Consider the following 22,258-nt stretch of genomic DNA (forward strand, 5'->3'; position numbering starts at 1 on the left):
CAGCTTATAAAATAGCTCTTATTTCATAAGTTAAATCGGTGAGTTTGTGGCAATCACAAACAATAGATAAAGGAAACGACCATGACTAACCCCTTTGAAGATAACGAAGCCGACTACCTTGTTCTAATCAATGATGAAGGGCAGCATTCGCTCTGGCCGGCCTTTCGCGGCATTCCCGATGGCTGGACGGCTATAGGTCCGCAAGGCAAACGCCAGGATTGCCTCGACTGGGTCGAGACCCATTGGACCGATATGCGTCCGAAAAGCTTAATTGAAAAGATGAACGGCTTGCCTGATGCAAAAGTTCAGGCCGAGTAATCGATGACGGAATGTGGCGGCTTTAACCTATGACAACTAACAGCGAAACCGGCCAAGCGCAACGGAACTTGATTAAAAGCGCCCTGCTGAAAATCGATGAGTTGCAAGCCAGGCTCAAGGCCTGCAATGCGGAAAAAAACGAAGCCATTGCCATTGTCGGCATGGGCTGCCGGTTTCCGGGCGGGGTGGACAGTCCCGAGGCTTTTTGGCAGTTGCTGAACGACGGTCGCGATGCGATCACCGAGGTGCCGCCGGAGCGCTGGGACATCGATGCCTATTACGATGCCGACCCCGATGCGCCGGGCAAGATGAATACCCGCTTTGGCGGCTTTATCGAGCGCGTCGATCAATTCGATGCGCGCTTTTTCGCCATTTCGCCGCGCGAGGCGGTGTCGATGGATCCGCAACAACGCCTGCTGCTCGAGGTCGCCTGGGAAGCGCTGGAATATGCCAATATCCCGCCCGACAGTGTCTACGGCAGCGCCACCGGGGTGTTTGTCGGCATTATCGGCCAGGATTATGCGCAACGGCTGTTCGCACCCGGCTATCTTGACAAGATCGATGCCTATGTCGGGACCGGCGCGTCGCAGGGGGTCGCGGCCGGGCGTTTGTCCTATGCGCTGGGCCTGACCGGGCCGAGTTTCAGTGTCGATACGGCCTGCTCTTCGTCGTTGGTGACCTTGCATTTGGCCTGCGAGAGTCTGCGCCGTAAGGAATGCGATCTGGCCTTGTCCGGCGGGGTGAACCTGATCCTGGAGCCGGGGCTCAATGTTAATTTCTCGAAAGCGCGGATGATGGCGCCCGATGGCCGCTGCAAGTCTTTCGACAGCGCTGCGGACGGCTATGTGCGCGGCGAAGGCTGCGGCATGCTGGTGCTGAAACGCTTATCCGATGCGCTGGCCGCGGGCGATCAGGTGCTGGCCGTGGTGCGCGGTTCGGCGGTTAACCAGGACGGCCCGAGCGGCGGCCTGACGGTGCCCAGCGGCCCGTCGCAGGAACAGGTGGTCCGGCAGGCCTTGAGTAATGCGGGCATTACGCCGGATGCGGTCAGTTATGTTGAGGCCCACGGCACCGGCACGGCGCTGGGCGATCCGATTGAATTGGGCGCTTTGGATGCGGTCTTCAGCGCTTCACATTCGGCGGCGAATCCGTTGTATTTGGGCTCGGTCAAGACCAATGTCGGGCATTTGGAAGCCGCCGCCGGGGTGGCCGGAATCATCAAGCTGGTGTTGGCGCTCCGGCATGACAGCCTGCCGCGCCATCTGCATTGCGACAATCCGACCGCGCGCTTTGCCTGGGCCGACAAGCCGTTGCGTGTCCTGCACGAGCCGCAAGCCTGGCCGCGCGGCGAACGGCCGCGTATCGCCGGCATCAGCAGTTTCGGCTTCAGCGGCACCAATGCCCATATCGTTATTGAAGAAGCGCCGCAACCGCTGCGCACTCAGGCCGACGAGAGCGCAACGCGTTCCGGTTCCGCTGCCATTGCCGCTAGTGCGCAGCAGCTGTTGGTATTGAGCGCCCGCTCCGACGTAGCGCTGCTGGCTTTGGCGCAGCGTTACCGGGACTATCTTCGGGCTCACCCGGACACTGCTCCGGCCGATCTGTGCGGCAGCGCCGCCACCGGCCGCAGCCATTTCCTCCATCGCTTGGCGCTGAGCGCCGCCTCGGCCGCAGGGTTTGCCGAAGGCCTGGAGGCGTTTATCGACGGTAACGCGGCCGCCAGCCGGGTTAGCCATAAGATCCCCGGCGCGGCCGCCCCTGCCCTGGCCTTCCTGTTTACCGGGCAAGGCGCGCAATATCCCGGCATGGGTCAACGGCTGTACCAAACCCAGCCGGTGTTCCGCCGGGCCATCGACCGCTGCGCCGAGCTGCTCCAGCCTTGGTGCGATGTGCCGCTGTGCGAACTGCTGTTTGACACGGCGGCGGATCGTCTCGACCAAACTGGTTACACCCAACCGGCGCTGTTCTGCCTTGAATATGCATTGTCCGAACTGTGGCAAGCCCAGGGCGTCCGGCCCGATGCGGTCGTGGGCCACAGCGTCGGCGAATACGTGGCCGCCTGTGTGGCCGGGGTATTCAACCTGGACGATGCGCTCAAACTGCTGGCCGCCCGCGCCCGCCTGATGCAGGCCTTGCCCACCGGCGGCGCAATGGCCGCGGTTTTTGCCGGTGAAGCGCGGGTTGCCCAAGCCCTGGCCGGGCACGACCGATTAGCCATCGCCGCGGTCAACGGCGCCGAAAACGTGGTGATCTCGGGCGATGAGACCGCGCTCAATCACGTCCTGGATGAACTGCAAGCGGAAAACATCGGCCATCGCAGGCTGAGCGTGTCGCACGCCTTCCATTCGCCGTTGATGGAACCGATGCTGGCGGAATTCGCCAAGATTGCTGCCGAAATACATTATCACGCCCCTAGCCTCCCGTTAATTTCCAACGTCACCGGCCGCCTGATCGGCGAGGACATCGCCACGCCCGCCTATTGGGTCGAGCATATCCGCAGACCGGTGCGCTTTGCCGACAGCATCGACACCCTGCACGACCGGCACTGCCGACTGTTCCTTGAACTTGGCCCCCATCCGGTGCTGCTGGGCATGGCCCGTCACATCTCCCCCGACGCGATACTGATCCCCAGCTTGCGGCAACAGACCGCCGACGATGAACAGTTCCTGCGTAGCCTCGGCGACTTGTTCGTGCAGGGCGTCGCCATCGACTGGAACGCCGTCTATCCGAAACAAACCTACCGGCCGCTGCATCTGCCTACTTATCCGTTCCAGCGCCAGCGGTTTTGGGTAGACAGAGCCTCATCCTCCGCTAACGAAATAGGAAGAACTGCCCGCGCCGACACAAAACATCCGCTGCTCGGCCAACGTCTGCGTTTGCCCGCCATGCCCAAAGGGGAAATACGTTATGAGCAGACGCTAAACGACAAAGGCTATATTCAAGACCACCGGGTTTTCCATCAGTCGGTGCTTCCAGCCGCCGCTTATATTGAAATGGGCTTGGCCGCCGCAAGCAAGGATAGCGATACAGCCCTTCCAGGCCTGGAGGACATAACCATTCAACAAGCCCTGGTTTTTTCCGAGAACCGGGACAAAACCGTTCAGCTAGTGCTGACGCAGGCGACGGAGCAACCGGCCCGTTTTGAAATTTACAGCCTGAGCGATAACGAGCCGGAACAATGGATTTTCCATGTAGCCGGAAATATCGCCGCCATCGCTCCAATCGTCGCCCCCCCAGCCGTCGATATGAAAACTATCGAGGCCGAATTCGAAGAAGAAATTGCCATTGAGGCTTTTTACCGGCAATGCGAACAACGCGGCATTGACTACGGCCCCGACTTCCAGGCGTTGCAAAGCTTGCGGCGTAGCGAAGGACGGGCGCTAGGCTCGATCCGACTGCCCGAACGGCTGGTTGCCGAGACCGCCCATTATCATATTCATCCGGTGCTGTTGGATGCCTGCTTCCAGGTGCTGATCGCCACCTTATCCGACAGCAGCGCAAACGAAACCTGGCTACCGATAGGGCTAGACCGTTTGCAACTGTATCGTGCGCCGGGTAACCGATTATGGTGCCGGGTGCAAGTCCATAAAGCAACCGAACAGCCATTGCTCAAAGCCGACCTTTCGCTGTTCGATGACCGTGGCGAAATCATCGGCATCATCGAAGGATTCAAGGCCAAGCAAGCGGCTCCTGACAATTTGCTCTCCGCCAAATCCGACCTGGAAACCTGGCTTTACGGGGTCGACTGGCGTGCTCAGGGCTTATGCTCGCCTCATGCCAACGCGGCTTTACTGGCATCGCCGACGTCTATGAGCGATACATTGAATGCGTCGATGGCGGCATGGGTCCGGCAATCGCGGCTGGAGGAATGCGGCATAGCCCTGGATGAACTGGACCAGCTGTGTGTGGACTATGCCCTGGCCGCATTTCGGGATATGGGTAAAACGTTTCAACCCGAAGATGGCTTCTCGACCTTGGAGATAGCCGATAACCTCGGCATCATGCCTGCCCATCGGCACCTGCTCGAACGCACGCTGGAAATGCTGGCAGAAGCCGGGTTTCTCCAGCGCACCGGCACCGGCTGGGAAGTGCTGCGCGCACCGGCTATACCGCATCCGCAACAAACCGCGCAGCTCTTGCGCGCACGTTATCCGCAAATCGGCCTGGAACTCGACTTGGTAGAACGTTGCGGCTCCGCGCTGGCGCGGGTGCTGCAAGGCCGGTGCGATCCCCTGCAGGAGCTGTTATTTCCCGGCGGAGACGGGTCGGCGCTGGCCGCGCTATATCGCGATCCGCCCGGCGCGCAAGCCGTGGGCGCTGTGTTCAAGCAGGCCTTGTTGTCCGCGCTTGAGTCTCTGCCGCAACGTAGCGGAATCAGGATTCTGGAGATCGGCGCCGGTACCGGCGGAGCCAGTTCGTTTTTGTTGCCTCACTTGCCGACAAATCGTACCGAATATGTCTTTACCGATATTTCGCCCGCTTTCACGCTACAAGCACAGACGACTTTTGCCGCTTATCCATTCATCGAATACAAAACGCTGGACATCGAAAAAGACCCGCAGGCGCAAGGTTTCAAACGCCACGATTACGACATTATCGTGGCCTCCAATGTACTGCACGCCACCGAGGATTTGGCGCAAACGCTGAAGCATACGCGCAGCTTATTGGCGCCCGGCGGCCTGCTGTTGTTGCTCGAAGGCACCGCGCCGCAAAACTGGATAGACATCATATTCGGCATGACCAGCGGCTGGTGGCGCTTTAGCGACAAACACCTGCGTCCGTCCCATCCGTTACTGTCCGGGCAATCCTGGTGCGATGCTTTGCACGCATCCGGCTTTCAACAAACCGGCTGTATCGATTGCGCGCCGATTCACCAGTCCATCATCATGGCCCAGGCCGATGCGCTGCCGGTTGATGCAAGCCCAACCCAACCTTGGCTGATTTTCGCCGATGCCGATGGAACCGGCCAGCGCTTAGGCGAATACCTGCGCGCCGCCGGATCGGCCTGTACTTTGGTTTATCCCGGCAGCCAATACCGGCGCACGCAACAGGACAGCTTCACCATCGATCCTTACCAAGCGTCGCATTATCAGCGCTTATTCAGCGAACTCGGCGATGCGGGCGTGGCTTACTGCGCACATTTGTGGAGCCTTGATACCCCTACACCAAGCGATGGCGCGCTTTCGCTAACCGAAAACGCCCGTTTGGGCTGGGAAACGGTGCTGCATCTGGTGCAAGCCCTCGGCAAAGCCCGGCCAAGCAATCCGCCGCGTTTGGCTTTGCTGACGCGGGGAGCGGTCTCCGTAACCGGCGAAGCCTTGACCGGCTTGGCGGCATCGCCGCTCTGGGGACTGGGCAAAAGTATCGCATTGGAACACCCTGAGCTGCGTTGCATTCGTATCGATCTGGCCGCCGGTGCCCGGCCCGATGAAATCCCGGCCATCGTCGCCGAAATGACTGCGGATGCCCGAGCGCAGGTTGAGGATCAGATCGCGTTTCGCGATGAACGGCGCCTGGTTCCACGACTGGTGCGGCGCGGCGGCAAACAAAGTCTGCCGCAGACCGAATCTTACCAACTGGGCGTACCCGCATCAGGCAGTTTGGACGAAATGGCCTGGAACCCGACCGAACGCCATGCGCCTAGGGCAGGCGAAGTGGAAATCCGGGTGCATGCCGCCGGGCTTAACTTCAAAGACGTGCTGTTGGCGCTGCACAGAGTCCCCGCAGCCGGGCCGGTATTAGGCATTGAATGCGCCGGCGTAGTGGCTCGCGTCGGTTCCGGCGTGAGCCATCTTTCCGTCGGCGATAAGGTGCTGGCCATGGCGCCGGGCAGCTTTAGCCGCTACGTCAACGCTTCTGCCTGCACGGTGGTCGCCCTGCCGGAGAACTTAAGCTTCGAGGAAGCAGCCACCCTGCCCATCGCGTTTTTGACCGCCGCCTACGCGCTGGAGGATCTCGCCAAGTTGCAAGCGGGCGAACGGGTGCTGATCCATGCCGCAGCAGGCGGCGTCGGTCAAGCCGCCATCCAACTGGCTCAGCGGGCCGGGGCCGAAGTGTTCGCCACCGCCAGCGAAAGCAAGTGGGATGTGCTCCGCGCCTTGGGAGTCAAACACATCATGAACTCCCGCACGCTGGACTTTGCCGATGAAATCCGCCGCTTGACCGATGGCGAAGGCGTCGACGTGGTGCTCAACACCCTGAGCGGCGAGTTCACCAGCCAAAGCTTGGCGCTACTGCGTAGCGGCGGGCGGTTTTTGGAAATCGGCATCACCGACCTGCGAACCCCTGAGGAAATAGCCGAACTGGCTCCGGGCATCGCCTACCATGCAATCGATTTAATGCATTTGTACCAGGAAAAACCCACGCTGCTGCAAGCACTGCTGCAACGGCTAATGGGAGAGTTCCGTAACGGGCAACTGAAGCCATTGCCTCGCACAGTATTTGCCGCCAACGACGCACAGACGGCGTTCCGCAATATGCAGCAGGCCAATCACACCGGCAAGCTGGTTTTATCGTTCGACACCGCAGCCCTGCCTTTCCGTAAAGACGCAAGCTACCTGATCAGCGGCGGCTTGGGCGACTTGGGCTTGCTGGTCGCAGCCTGGATGGCCGAACACGGTGCCGGCCACCTGGTACTGGCGGGACGGCGCGGCGTTACGCCCGCAACCGAAGCAAAAATTCGCGCAATTACCCAGGCAGGCGCTGAAGTCAGCATATTTCAGGTCGACATCAGCAAACCGGAACAAACCGCCCGAATGCTGGCCGAAATCGAACAGACGCTGCCTCCGCTATGCGGCATCATGCATGCGGCGGGCGTACTCGACGACGGCGTGCTTATCGAACAAACACCGGAACGCTACACCAAAGTACTGGAGCCCAAGCTGGACGGCGCATGGCAGCTCCATATCCAGACCCAGGCGCTGCCTTTGGAGTTTTTTATCATGTTCTCTTCGGCCACCTCCCTGCTCGGCTCGGTCGGGCAGTCGAACCACGTCAGCGCCAACGCGTTTCTCGACGCGCTGGCCGGTGATCGGCTGGCTCATGGCTTACCTGCCCTGAGCATCAATTGGGGGGCGTGGTCCGAAATCGGTTATGCTGCGCGCGTTCAAGCCGGGGATTTCCTCAAGGCTCAAGGCATGGGGACTATCGACCCGCGTGCAGGATTGGCGGCATTGGAACGGATTTTTCACTGCGACAAGGCCCAAGTCGGAGTTGTCCCGATCGACTGGCCAACCTATCTGCAACGCATTGCGTCTTCCGGTTATTTAGCTGATTTTCGCCGCGAATTCTCATCGGCGCAGTCAGCCCCGTCCGAGCAACCGGCCGAATTCCGCCGACTTCTCGAATCCGCGCCCGTTGACGAACGACTCGCTCTCTTAACCCGCCACGTTGCTTCGCAGGTGGCAACCGTTTTGGGGTTCCCAGCGTCGATGACGGTCGATAGAAAACAAGGCTTTTTCGATATGGGCATGGACTCCCTCACCTCGGTAGAATTAAGAAACCGTTTACGTACCAGCCTGGGCTGTGCGTTGCCGTCGACGCTGGCCTTCGATTTCCCCAGCGTTACGGCACTGGTCGATTATTTAGCGGAAGACCTGCTAGGCCGGGAGCCGATAGATCCATCACCGCAGACCGAAACCGGCGAAAATGCAGAACGCAAAGCGCTGGAACAACTAACAGAAGAGGAAGCGGAAGCTAGCCTCCTTAAGGAACTGGAAGATATGGGTTTTTCTTTATGAATCATGCATCCGCCCCGGAAACGGAACTGTCCCCCGTCAAACGCGCTTTGCTGGCGTTACAGACCACCCGCGCCAAGCTCGAAGCGTTGGAACAGGCGCAAAAAGAACCTATCGCCATTATCGGCATGGGCTGTCGCTTGCCGGGCAATATCGAAACGCCCGAGGCTTTCTGGGAACTGCTGCGCGACGGCAAGGACACCATTGCCGAGGTGCCCGCGTCGCGCTGGGACAGCAACCATTATTACGATCCCGACTACGACGCAGCGGGAAAGATCGTCACGCGCTTCGGCAGCTTTCTTCCGCAGATACAAGAGTCGGACCCGCAGTTTTTCGGCATTTCCCCGCGCGAAGCCATCAGCATGGACCCCCAGCAGCATCTGCTGCTGGAAGTGTGCTGGGAAGCGTTGGAGCATGCAGGCTTAGTCCCCGCCGACTTGGAAGGCAGCCGCACCGGGGTGTTCATCGGCATTTGCAACCAGGATTACAGCGTTTTGCTGATGTCGCGGGAAGACATCGAGATTGACGCCTACATGACCACCGGCATGGCGCACAGCGTCGCTGCCGGGCGCTTGGCCTACAGCATGGGATTTCAGGGGCCGTGCCTTGCCGTAGATACCGCGTGTTCGTCGTCGCTCGTCGCCGTTCACTTGGCCTGCCAAAGCCTGCGTAACCGCGAATGCGATTTGGCCGTTACCGGCGGCGTCAACCTGATCCTGTGTCCGGAAACCAGCATCAACTTTTCCCGCAATCACATGCTGTCGCCCGACGGCCGTTGCAAGAGCTTCGATGCCTCAGCCAACGGCTTCGGCCGTGGCGAAGGTTGCGGTCTTATCGTGCTCAAACGGCTATCCGATGTGGTGCCCGGCCAGGACCAGGTGCTCGCGCTGATCCGGGGTTCGGCAACCAACCAGGATGGGGCGACCAGCGGCTTGACGGTGCCCAATGGACCGGCGCAGCAAACGGTGATTCGCGAGGCCCTGCACAATGCAGGGGTCGCGGCGGAACAAATCGGCTACATCGAAGCCCACGGCACCGGCACCAAGCTCGGCGATCCCATCGAAATAGGCGCGCTCAACGCCGTTTTCGGCCAAACCCGCAGCCCGCAACAGCCGCTAATCGTGGGATCGGTAAAAACCAACCTGGGCCATCTGGAAGCCGCCTCCGGTATCAGCGCACTGATGAAAGTGGTCTTGGCGCTGAAACACGAACAAATCCCCCGGCACCTGCATTGCGACCAACCTACGCCGTTCATCCCCTGGGAGGAAATACCGATCACGGTAGCCACACAAGCCATCGCTTGGCCGGCGTCGGAAAAGTCACGGCTGGCCGGTGTCAGTTCGTTCGGCTTCAGCGGCACCAATGTGCATATTGTCATGGAAGAAGCTCCGTTGACGCCGGAACCGACACCGCAGACCGAACCCGCGCCGGAACGGCCGTTGCACCTTCTCTGCCTCAGCGCCCGTTCCGCCGGGGGACTGACGGCCCAAGCCGCTCGCTATGCCGCCCATCTGGATGGCGTAAATCAAACCGCGCTGGCCGATGTGTGTTATTCCGCCAATACCACCCGTTCCGTGTTTGAACATCGGATGGTCCTTGCCGCCGCCGATGCGGTCGAGATGCGCGGCAAACTTCAGCGCTTTTGCAAAAGCCATGACCAGCGGCAGCCGGTCGAAACCGGTGCAAATACAGCCGAACCGCCGCGCGTGGCTTGGCTGTTTACCGGACAAGGCGCCCAATACCCCGGCATGGGCGCTGATTTATACCGGACCCAACCGGTTTTTCGCCAGGCCATTGACGACTGCGCCCTGCATCTCGATCCCTTACTCGGCCGATCGCTCACCACATTACTATGCGCTGCGGATTCCGCCGATCTGCACGAAACGGCCTACACCCAGCCTGCCCTGTTCGCTCTCGAATATGCGTTGGCGCAGATGTGGCTGTCCTGGGGCTTGCAACCCGATGCGGTCACCGGACACAGCGTCGGCGAGTACGTTGCTGCCTGTATTGCCGGAGTGTTCAGTCTCGAAGACGGCCTGAAACTGATCGCCGCTCGCGCGCGCCTGATGCAGGCCCTGCCCCGCAACGGCGCTATGGCTGCGGTATTTGCCGACGCAGGCCGCGTGGAGCAGGCCATCGCTACGTTGGGCAACAATCCGCTAATCACGATAGCCGCAATCAACAGCCGCAGCGAAACCGTTATTTCCGGCGAACGCCAAGCTATCCGAACGCTGCTCAACCACTTAACCGAATCGGGCATTCGCAGCCGCGAACTGACCGTTTCCCATGCCTTCCATTCCGCCTTGATGGAACCGATGCTGGCCGAGTACGAACAAATAGTCCGCAGCGTTACCCTGTTGCCGCCGCGCATCCGTCTCATCTCGAATTTAACCGGGCATTTCGCATCGACCGAAGTCACCGACCCCGCCTATTGGTGCCGCCATATCCGCATGCCGGTGCTATTTGCAGACGGCATCGCCACGCTACGCCGACAAGGCATAACGGCGTTCGTGGAAATAGGGCCGCATCCGGTACTTTCAGGCATGGTGCGTGCGGACGCCCCGGAACAGAACACCGAGTTGTATCTGCCCAGCTTGCGCAAGGATCAACCTGACTGGGAACAGCTGGCCCAAAGCTTAAGCGAACTTTATCTCGGCGGAGTGCCGATTGACTGGGCCGGTTTCGACCGCCCTTACCACCGGCGTCGTACCGCCCTGCCAACCTACCCGTTCCAGCGTAAACGCTATTGGTATAACGACAGCGGGATTACGGCACGGCAGCGCCACGCGCCAACCTCGCAACTGATTACACTGCTGCAAGCGGGGAATGCCGATGCCTTGGCCCAACACCTGCAAGCGCAAGGAGAGCTGTCAGCGGACGAGCTGAAGCTGTTACCGAAACTTAGCAACTTATTGATCCGTCAGCACCGGGATGCCAACGCCAATACCGACGGTTTGTGCTACCGGCCGATCTGGCAAGAACAAGCGCGTAACGCCGAACCGGCTATGCCGCCTGCCGGAGCGCAAAACCGGCCGTGGCTGATTTTCAGCGCCGGCGACGAATCCGAGCTGGCCCAAAGCTTGCAAAATCTCGGACAGCCTTGTATCCGTGTCACTGCGGGCAACGCCTACGCACAAACGACGGCCGATGCCTGGACGGTTGCTGCCGATAACGCAGACGATTACTGTCGCCTGCTCGAAGCAACCCAGCCGCAAACCATCGTCTGTGTCTGGCCGTCCGGGCTGACCGCACACTACGGTGAAGATGAATTGATGCAGGTTATCCTGTTGGCGCGTGCCGCCGCCGGTTTGCAAGCCCCCATCAAGCTGTGGCTGATCACCCGCGATGCAAGCAATGCCGGAGATCGCGCGCCCTCATCGCCCTTTCCCTCGCTGTTGTCGGGCATGGCTCGTTCCTTGTTCCTGGAATATCCCAATCTGAAAGGCGGCGTAATCGACCTGGAAGGCAACGAAATACAGGCATTGCTACGCGAACTGCTGGATTCGGAAGGCGAAGACGCGATCAGTCTTCGCGCGGGAAAACGCTATGTCGCCAGACTTGAAGCCTTCCAGCCTATCGTCGCCGCACCGTCCCGGTTTAAAGCGGACGGCGCCTACCTGATTACCGGAGGACTGGGCGCTCTAGGCTTGAAAACCGCGCGCTTTTTGGCCGAAAACGGCGCGGGACAACTGATCCTGCTGGGACGCAAAGGCGCCGATGAAAACGCACGGGAAAGCCTGGACTTTATCGAACAGTTGGGCACCCAGGTTCGCGTAGTACAGGCGGACAGCGGCGATGAAGCCGCGATGTCCGAACTCTTCAAACAGCTTGCCGCCGACAATTTCCGCCTCAAAGGGCTGATCCACGCGGCCGGGTTACTAACCGCCCGCTCCCTGAACGAACTCGACCGGGATTGCCTGCACCAAGTGCTTGCGCCCAAAGTACGCGGAGCCTGGACGCTGCACCGCTTAACCCTGGATCTCGATCTCGATTTTTTTGCCCTGTACTCATCGATTTCATCGGTGTTAGGTACGGCTCAGCAAGCCCATTACACGGCGGCTAACGGCTTTTTGGACGGCTTGGCCGAATACCGCCGCGGCTTGGGATTGCCCGCTCTCAGCATCAACTGGGGACCGTGGCAAAGCGGCGGCATGATAGACGGCGAAACGGCCCGGCATATTGCCGACAGCGGCTTTAACGCGTTATCCGCCCCCGCAGCGCTCGCCCTGTTTGGCCGCTTGCTGGCCGCCGGGCAAACCCGCGTCGCGGTTCTGGATGCGGATTGGCCGCGCCTCAAAAGCCTTTACGAAGTCCGCGGCCGCCAACCTGTGCTGACGCTGCTGGGTCAAAGCGCATCGACAGCAAGCGTCACAGGAAGCTCCGCCGTTTTGGACGCGCTACGCGAACTCGCGATTCGGGACCGATTCGACTATCTGCTCAACCGACTGCAAGAACAAGTAGGCGCGGCGCTACGTTTCGACAGCAACACTCTGCCCGACCCGAAACGCGGCTTCTTCGACATGGGGATGGACTCACTGACCGCCGTAGAATTAAAGGGACGCATCGAGGCCCAACTGCATCGCCCGCTCCCCCCTTCAGTGGTATTCGACTACCCCAATGCCGAAGCCTTGGCCGCGCATCTGCTCGGCCTGCTATTCCCCGGCGCACAGCCGGACGCACCCGCATTCGCAGCAATCGAGGAATCGCCCAGTCACAGCCGGGCCGAAATCCAACAGCTTTCCGATGCCGAACTCGCGGCGCTTATCGACGATGAATTCACCTCTCTAACGAACCAAGGATAAACAGAGATGGCTCAGGAACACCCCGATGAACTAACCCCCTTGCAGAAAGCCTATGCGGCTATCCAGCAACTGCGCGGCAAAGTCGAGCGCCTCGAACAAGCCGGAAGCGAGGCTATCGCCATTATCGGCATGGGCTGCCGTACCCCCGGCGCTAACGATCCCGAATCTTTCTGGGAGCTGGTCCGCAACGGCCGGGACGCAATCCGGGAAATTCCGCCGGAACGCTGGGATGCCGCCGCCTATTACGATCCGGAACCGGGCCGACCCGGCAAGGCCTACACGCGCTACGGCGGATTTGTTGAACAGGCCGACCGCTTTGACGCAGCCTTTTTCGGTATTTCCGCGCGGGAAGCCGAAAGCATGGACCCACAACAACGCCTGTTGCTGGAAGTCGCCTGGGAAGCGCTGGAACACGCAGGCTTGCCTGCTTCCAATCTGGCCGGCAGCCCTACGGGGGTATTTGTCGGCGTCACTGCCAGCGATTACGGCCTGCTCCAGGCGGAACGTGCGGATCAAGGCGAGGTAAACCCTTATTTCAATACCGGTACGCCGTTAAATGCCTGCGCCGGGAGACTGTCTTACGTGCTGGGCCTGCAAGGCCCCTGCATGGCGGTCGACACCGCCTGTTCTTCGTCGCTGTCCGCCATCCACTTGGCATGTACCGCGCTACGCGCCAAAGACTGCGATCTGGCGCTGAGCGGCGGCGTCAACCTGACGCTTTCGCCGTTGTTGAATGTCACCTTATCCGCCGCCGGAATGATGTCGGCGGACGGACGCTGCAAAACCTTCGACGATTCCGCCAATGGCTACGTCCGGGGCGAAGGCTGCGGCATCGTCGTACTCAAGCGCTACGCCGATGCGGTGGCCGCAGGCGATCAGATCCTCGCCCTGATTCGCGGCTCCGGGGTAAATCAGGACGGAGCCAGCAGCGGATTCACCGTACCCAACGGTGTGGCGCAGCAAAAACTGATCCGCCAAACCTTGGCCAAAGCGCGGATAGCGCCGCACGAAATCGACTATATCGAAGCGCACGGAACCGGCACTTCACTCGGCGATCCTATCGAAGCGCAGGCCCTGGGCACCGTACTGGGCCAAGCGCAAGGCCGGGAGCGCCCGCTGCTGGTAGGCTCGGTAAAATCCAATATCGGCCATTTGGAATCGGCAGCCGGTATCATCGGCCTGATCAAGCTGGTTCAGGCCTTGCGCCACGGGGAACTGCCGCCGACCCTGCACATTAAGCAGCCTAATTCACGCATTGCCTGGGACGAGCTGAATATCCGCCCGATAACCGAATTGACGCCATGGCCCAGAGGCGAGAAACGCCGTTTGGCGGGGCTCAGCGCATTCGGCGCAAGCGGCAGCAACGCTCACCTCATTATCGAAGAAGCCCCGGCGGCCGAAGCGCTTTACCCGGAACGAGACCGTCCGGTTCATGTGCTGGCCCTGTCGGCCAAAACCGAACCGGCGCTAAAAGCCCTGGCGGAATCCTACCAAAGGTTTTTTGCCCAAACGCCGCCGTCGCTGGCGGATGCCTGTTTCAGCGCTAACACCGGCCGTAACCATTTCAAGCAGCGCATCGCCGTCTGTGCCGAAGACCTGACCCAGATGCAGGAACGGCTTGCCGCTTTCGGTGCAAACCAGCCGATCCCAGGACTTTTTCTCGGCGCTACGCCACCCGCCAAACCGCTACGGCCGGTATTTTTGTTTAGCGGACAGGGTTCCGTTTATCCCGGCATGGGCCATGAGTTATACGCACTCCATCCCGGTTTTCGGCAGGCTATGGATAACTGCGCGGCGATCCTCGAACCGCTGCTGGAAAAACCGCTGCTGTCGGTCCTTTATGCCGAGGAACACCGTAGCGACGGGGAAGCCTTGCTTAAGCAAGCGAGTTACGCCCAGCCCGCGCTGTTTGCGCTGCAATATGCACTAGCCTGTCTATGGCGGTCTTTCGGCCTGGAACCCGCCGCCGTATTAGGCCACAGCATCGGCGAATATGCTGCGGCCTGCGTTGCCGGTGTGTTCAGCCTTGAAGACGGCCTGAAATTGGTCGCCGAACGCGGACGGCTGATGCAAACGCTAAACGAAAACGGCGCGATGGCGGCGATTTTTGCCGATGAAGCGCTGGTGGAAAAAGCCCTTGCTTCCCATCGGCATGAGCTGAGCATCGCCGCGATCAACGGCCCCCAACATATAGTCGTCTCCGGCCGCAGCTCCGCCCTAAGCCAAGTACTCGACCAATTTCGCGAAGCAGGCATCGAAAGCTATCCATTGCAGGTGAGTCATGCCTTTCATTCGCCGCTGATGGAACCCATTCTGGAAGACTTCGAACGCTTTGCCCGCCAGATCCGTTTCCATGCACCGGAACTGCCTTTTATCTCCGGCCTGACCGGACTGGCACTGGGCAAGGGAGAAGTTCCCGACGCCGGTTATTGGCGTCAGCATTGCCGCCAGCCGATCCGATTCGCCGAAGGCTTAGCCGGCTTAATCCCTCACCCCAGCCCTCTCCCACAGGGAGAGGGGGACAAAGTTGCAGCAGCTTTTGGCCGGAATTTCGAACTGTTTCTGGAAATCGGCCCCGGCCAAGTATTAGCCAATCTCGGCAAGCGCTTGGCCCCGTCGGCCGCTTGGCTGCCGTCCCTACTGCAACCAAAGCCCGACTGGTCCGTCGTATCGACAAGCTTGGCCGAGGCTTACGCACGGGGCGCGGACATCGACTGGTCCGGCTTCGATGCAGCATTTGGCCGCAACCGTGTTTGTGTCCCCACTTATGCCTTTCAACGAAAATCTTATTGGCTCGCCCCCAAGGAATCGATCATGACAAATCCACAACAAGCTACGTCGCAGCCTGTTCAAGATGACCGCGCCCGGCGCGAAGCAATCCTGGCCCGTCTGTGCCGCCTTTTTTCCGGCTTGCTCCGAACCGAACCGAGCGAAATAGATACCCACGCACAGTTCCTGGAAATGGGTGCCGATTCGCTGGTACTGGTTGAAGGGGTACGCATCGTCGAAGACAATTTTGGGATCAAACTCGAAATCCGCCAGTTTTTCGAAGAAATCACCACGATAGACGCGATTGCCGGATACCTGGCGGATCGAACCACCGCCGACTTGTCGCAGGAAACGACCGCTACCCCGGTGTCTCAATCGGTACCGGTACAGGCTGCGCCAACGCCAAGCCCTGTAGACCGAAATGAGTCGGTTCGAGCGACAGCGAGAACTGACGTTTCCGGCAATCCCCAGCCGAATTCGCCGGAAACGCCACCTCGCGCTACGCTTGGGGGGCCTTATTCCGGCCTACGCCCGCCGGTCAGCGCTATCGCCGACGGCACGGCGTTGCAACAGATCGTCCTCGCCCAGACCCAACTGATGGCGCAACAATTAGCCTTATTGCAGGGCATGCCTGCGCCAGCCGACATCGGCTATGGTGCTGCGAGCGCCGCTATCCCGGCTCAACAGGAAGCTCCCCGTCCGCTTCAACCGCAAGCCCTTGCCCAACACGCCGATACCGCGCAACCGCAACAGAACTCGGAAGATCGCTCCTCGCCGCTGCGCGCGCTGAACAATCCTATCGTACCCAGTGCCAACGGCTTGAACCCGCAGCAAAGCCGACATCTTGCGGCATTGATCGAGCGTTACCAGAAAAAAACGCCGAAATCCAAAGCGCTGGCCCAAGCCTGCCGTCCGGGTTTGGCCGACAGCCGGGCCAGCGTCGGTTTTCGCTTTTCGACCAAAGAAATCCTCTACCCCATCACCGGCGCCGAGTCGATGGGTTCACGGCTACGCGACATTGACGGCAACAGCTACGTCGACCTGACTATGGGCTTCGGCGTGCTGCTGTTCGGCAGTCGTCCCGAATTTATGCGGGGCGTGCTGGAAACGGAAATTCAACACGGCTTCCAGCTCGGCCCGCGCTCCGAACATATGCAGGAAATCACCGAGCTGTTCACCGAAATCACCGGTCACCAGCGCGTTGCCTTTACCAACTCCGGTACGGAAGCGATCATGATCGCATTGCGCCTGGCCCGCACCACCACGGGTCGGCATAAAATTGTGATCTTCGAAGGCTCTTACCACGGCCATTCCGACGGCACTCTGGCCAAAACCATCCGCGTCAACGGAGAACTCCGCTCCGAACCGGTGTCGCCCGGCGTGCCGCCGAATCTGGCCAAAGACATTCTGGTGCTCGAATACGGCACTCAGGAAACGCTGGACATCATCCGCGAGCATGCCCACGAACTGGCCGCCGTGCTGGTAGAACCGGTGCAGAGCCGACGCCTGGATTTCCAGCCGGTCGAGTTCCTGCGCGCATTGCGCAGCCTGACCGAGGAAACCGGCACCGCGCTGATTTTCGACGAAATGATCAGCGGTTTCCGCGCCCATCCCGCCGGCGTGCAGGGGCTGTTCGGCATTAAGGCCGACCTCGCCGCCTACGGCAAAATCATCGGCGGCGGCATGCCTATCGGCGCGGTTGCCGGAGACGCGCGCTTCCTCGACGGCATCGACGGCGGCATGTGGCAATACGGAGACGCATCTTATCCGAGCGCCACGCGCACGTATTTCGGCGGCACTTTCTGCCAGCATCCATTTTCGATGGCCGCCTGTCTGGCCGCGCTCCGCCATCTGAAAGCGGAAGGACCGGCGCTGCAAGAACGCCTCAACCAGCGCACCGCCGCATTAGCCAAAACGCTCAACGACTATTTCGAGGCAGAGGAATTGGCACTCCGCATTTGCCATTTTGCCTCGACCTTCCACTTCAAGTTCCCCGGCAACCTGGAGATGTTTTATTACCACTTGTTGGAAAAAGGCGTGTACATCTGGGAATGGCGCGCCTGTTTCCTGTCCACCGCCCATACTGAAGAAGACATCGACCTGATCGTTAAAGCGGTCAAAGAAAGCGTTGAGGAATTGCGCCAAGGCGGCTTCTTGCCCGAACGCAGTCAAGCCGCAGGCAGCAGCGACGCCGCCATTCCCTCAAACAAAAAAAATTTGGCAGACTCCACAGACCGGAGCTGGTTCCGGCACAATTCCAAGCTGAGCCACCGGGAAACCGCTTTCACGGCAAAGGCAACAGCGGGCAAACGCGGACTAGGCTTTGGATTGTTCTATTTCGGCAATTACGATGCCGCATTTTCCACCGGCAAATACGATCTGCTGCTGGAAGGCGCGCGTTATGCCGACCGCGAGGGCTTTCGCGCGGTGTGGATACCCGAACGGCACTTCAGCGAATTCGGCGGATTTTCGCCGAACCCTTCGGTGCTGGCCGCCGCGTTGGCTCGGGAAACCCAGCATGTGCAATTGCGTGCGGGCAGCGTGGTGTTGCCGTTACATAACCCGATCCGGGTCGCCGAAGAATGGGCGCTGGTCGATAACCTGTCCAACGGCCGCGTCGGCATCGGCTTTGCTTCGGGCTGGCATCCCAACGACTTTGTGTTCGCGCCCGACTCTTACGGCAAGCACCGCGAATTAACCTTCGAAGGCATCGACACCATCCGCCATTTATGGCGCGGAGAAAGCATCACTATGCGCGGCGGTAACGACAGCAGCGTGGAGTTGAATATTTACCCCCGTCCGAAACAAGCCGCGCTGCCCGCCTGGCTGACCATCGTCAACAATCCCGACACCTATCGCAAAGCCGGAGAGATGGGACTGGGCGTGCTGACCAACCTGATGGGCCAGTCGATGGAAGACCTGGCAAACAATATTGCCATCTACCGGCAAGCCTTGGCCGAACATGGACATGACCCGGACGCAGGCAATGTCACGGTCTTGATCCATACCTACCTGTGCGCCGACCCGGAGCAAGCCATACGCGAGGCGCGCCAGCCGATGTGCGACTATCTGCTGTCCAGCATCGACCTGTTTCAAAAGATGGCTCAAGACGTAGGGCCGTCCACGGATTTAGAGCGGTTAAGCCCGGAAGACAAAGCCTATATCGTCGGCAAGGCCTATGAAAAATATGTCGCAACCAGTGCATTGATCGGCTCTCCGGAAAGCTGCGCGCCGATTGTGGAACGCCTGATCGGCATCGGCGTCGATGAGCTGGCCTGCTTTGTCGACTTCGGCGTCGCGCCGGACTCGGTCATCGCCAACCTGCCGCAAATCAGCCTGCTCAAGGAAAAATACACTGCGATCGATTCCGGCGAAGACGCAGGGTTTCCGCTGAGTGAGGCGCAAAAACAATTGTGGGTGCTGGCCCAGCTCGACGAAGACGGCAATCGCTCTTACAACGACCCGGCGGCGCTTTTGCTGCAAGGACCGCTGAATCAAGAGGCGTTGCGGGTCGCGTTGGAACAGACGATTGCCCGCCACGAATCCTTGCGCGCCCGCCTCGACGCCGCAGGCGAGCGGCAATGGGTCCAACCGGCCCAGGCGGTCAGCTTGCCCTGTATCGATTTATCGGGCGAGGAAAATCCCGAAACCGCGCTCCAACATTGGCTGCTGGAGAAAACCCGGCAGTTATTCGACTTCTCGCAGGGACCGCTGTTCTACGCCACTCTGCTCAAGCTCGAGGCCGACCGCCATGTACTGGCGCTGTCGGCGCATCACATCATCGGCGACGGCCCCTCCATGGGTACGGTCCTGAATGAAATCATGGCCTTGTACGAAGCGGCTTGCCGCGGCGAGGCGGCCAAACTGGCTACGCCGATTCAATATCGCGACTTCGTCCACTGGCAGCAAATACAGCTGGACACCGCGGCGATGGCGACTCACGAGGCTTATTGGCTGCAACAATTCGCCAATCCGGCGCCCGCTCTGGATTTACCGGGCGATTACCAGCGTCCCTCGGTCAAAACCTATAACGGCGCCAGGGCATGGTCGGAAATCGATCCAGACCTGCTGCAATCCTTGAAAAACCTGGGCAGCAAGCAGGGCTGCACCTTGTACATGGTGTTACTGGCGGTATACTCGGTGCTGCTGCACCGGCTCAGCGGCCAAGACCGGCTGGTGATCGGCGCACCCTACACCGGACGCGGCCTGGAAGGCAGCAACGCACTGGTCGGCTACTGCGTACACCTGTTGCCGATCGTCAGCGAGATCGGCGAAGCCGAGCGTTTCGACGAACATCTGCACCACGTCCGCAATACCCTGCTGAATGCTTACCAGCACCAGGACTATCCGTTTGCCCGTCTGCTCGACAAACTCAACCTTAAGCGCGACAACAGCCGATCGCCGTTGCTCAGTACCATTTTTAACCTTGAACGCCAGCCGGATATGCACGAAGCCGCGGGTTTACAGGTACAGGTTTATCCGCAACCGGTCACTTACACCCGCGTCGACCTGACCCTGACCGCGAATCTGCGCGACGACCGGGTCGTGTTGGAATGCGATTACAACACCGACCTTTTCGAGGCGGCGACGATTCAACGCCTGCTCGGCCAGTATCAAACCCTGCTCGAAGCGGTGGTCAGTCAGCCGCAGCAAAGCGTGAGCCGCCTGCCGTTATTAAGCGAGTCGGAACGGCTGATGCAAATCCTGCAATGGAACAAAACCGAGACGGCGGCCCAACCGACTTGCTTTCACACCTTGTGGGAGTCGCAGGTCGCAAAACACCCGGATCGCATCGCGCTGGTAGAGGATGGCCCGGAGGGCAGAACCTTCACTTACGACAACCTCAACCGGCGCGCCAACCGCTTGGCTCACTACCTGCGCGGTATGGGCGTCGGTCCTGACCTGCGAGTGGGCATTTGCCTGGATCGCTCCTGGCAACTGATGGTCGCACTGTTGGCGAGCCTCAAGGCCGGCGGCGCTTACGTGCCGATGGACCCAAGCTATCCGGCCGCGCGGCTGGCGTTGTTGCAAAGCGATGCTCAAGTGGCCGTGTTGCTGACCCAGCAATACCTGTTGGACCGGCTCACAGAGCTTCCCCAGCAAGTCTGTTGCCTGGATCGGGACAGCGACGCCATCGATCGCGAATCCGACCGCAATCCCGTCAACAACGTGATGCCCAATCATCTGGCCTATGTCATCTATACCTCGGGTTCCACCGGCAAACCCAAAGGCGCGATGATTTCCCATCAGGGCCTGGTGAACTACCTGCAATGGGCGGTGCGCGCTTACGAGGTGGAACAAGGAGACGGCGCACCGGTATTGGGCTCCATCGGCTTCGACGCGACCGTGACCAGCCTGTTCGTGCCGTTGCTGGTCGGACGCCGGGTAGTCTTGCTACCGGACGGCGAGGAACTCGAAGCCATGGCCGCGCTGCACCGTTCGCCGTACCAATTCAGTTTTATCAAGCTGACTCCGGCTCACCTGGAGATTCTCAATACTCTACGTGCAGGCGACCCATCCGCCGATGCTCACCTGACCCGCTACCTGGTGCTGGGCGGCGAAGCGCTGCCGGGAGCCGCACTCGACCCCTGGTTCAAGCACACCGCTACGCTGACGGTCAATGAGTACGGACCGACCGAAACCGTAGTCGGCTGCTGCACTTACGAGGCCGATAGTCCTATCGCCGGATCGGTGCCCATTGGCCGCCCGATCCGCGGCACCCGTCTGTATGTGCTGGACTCAAATCTGCAAGCGGTTCCGCCGGGCGTTCCCGGCGAACTCTATATCGGCGGGGCCGGACTGGCTCGCGGTTATCTGGACCGGCCGGGCCAGACTGCGGCGGGCTTCGTACCCGATCCCTTTAGCCATGATGTCGACGAACCGGGCGCCCGCTTATACAAAACCGGCGATCGCGCCCGCTACTTGGCCGACGGCACGTTGATCTTCCTCGGGCGCATCGATCACCAAATCAAGCTGCACGGCTATCGCATCGAATTGGGGGAAATCGAAGCCGTTCTGGCCGATCGTCCGGAGGTGCGCGAAGCGGTGGTTTTGCTGCGCGAGGATCAACCCGGCAACCCGAGACTGGTCGCCTATGTGAGCCCGGCGCAGGATCAGCCACTGAATGCCGACCGCTTACGCCAGGAACTCAAGCTGCTGCTGCCTGACTATATGGTTCCATCGGTGATCGTCCCGCTGACAGACATGCCGCTGACCAGTCACGGCAAGATTGACCGCGGGGCCTTGCCCGTCCCCGATCAGTCCCGTCCCGATCAGGACGGCCACTACACGCCGCCCGGCAACGACATCGAACACCGGATCGCCGCTGTCTGGCAGGAAGTCCTCCTGCTGGACAAAGTGGGCATTCGCGACAATTTTTTCGATATAGGCGGAAACTCCCTGCTGATACTGCAAGCCTATAAAAAACTGCAACCGCTGTTGCCTAACGATTGCCTGGTCATCGAGTTGTTCAAATATCCGACGATCAGCGCCTTGGCCGCTTTTCTCAGCAGCGACACGGCACCGATTCAACCCGATTACGCGGGCATTAAAGACCGCGCCAGTCGGCAAAAAGCCGCCGTCGGCAACCAAGCCCGTCGGCGCAGAACCCCTCAAGTAAAGGTATAGGAAATA

The 22,258-nt window shown here is 60.2% G+C and carries 4 protein-coding genes; all 4 read left to right on the top strand.

Going from position 1 to position 22,258, the window contains the following annotated elements; translation table 11 throughout:
• Nucleotides 1-81 precede the first annotated feature (81 nt).
• Genes METTU_RS16350 through METTU_RS16365 form a run of 4 tightly spaced genes read left to right on the top strand, consistent with a single transcriptional unit; the run spans nt 82 to nt 22,252 of the window.
• Nucleotides 82-318: an MbtH family protein gene (locus METTU_RS16350; RefSeq protein WP_006892904.1), complete on the top strand. Its 237-nt coding sequence runs from the start codon at nt 82-84 to the stop codon at nt 316-318.
• Nucleotides 319-347: 29 nt separating this feature from the next.
• Nucleotides 348-8,057 (top strand): type I polyketide synthase, encoded by a 7,710-nt coding sequence (locus METTU_RS16355; RefSeq protein WP_006892905.1) that lies wholly within the window; start codon nt 348-350, stop codon nt 8,055-8,057.
• Nucleotides 8,054-12,856, top strand: a complete 4,803-nt coding sequence (locus METTU_RS16360; RefSeq protein ID WP_006892908.1) for a type I polyketide synthase — start codon at nt 8,054-8,056, stop codon at nt 12,854-12,856. Before METTU_RS16355 ends, METTU_RS16360 begins: the two co-directional genes overlap by 4 nt.
• 6 nt (nt 12,857-12,862) lie before the next feature.
• Nucleotides 12,863-22,252: a hybrid non-ribosomal peptide synthetase/type I polyketide synthase gene (locus METTU_RS16365; RefSeq protein WP_006892909.1), complete on the top strand. Its 9,390-nt coding sequence runs from the start codon at nt 12,863-12,865 to the stop codon at nt 22,250-22,252.
• The last annotated feature ends 6 nt before the right edge of the window (nt 22,253-22,258 follow it).

This window comes from Methylobacter tundripaludum SV96 (assembly GCF_000190755.2).
Taxonomy (GTDB): Bacteria; Pseudomonadota; Gammaproteobacteria; order Methylococcales; family Methylomonadaceae; genus Methylobacter_A; species Methylobacter_A tundripaludum.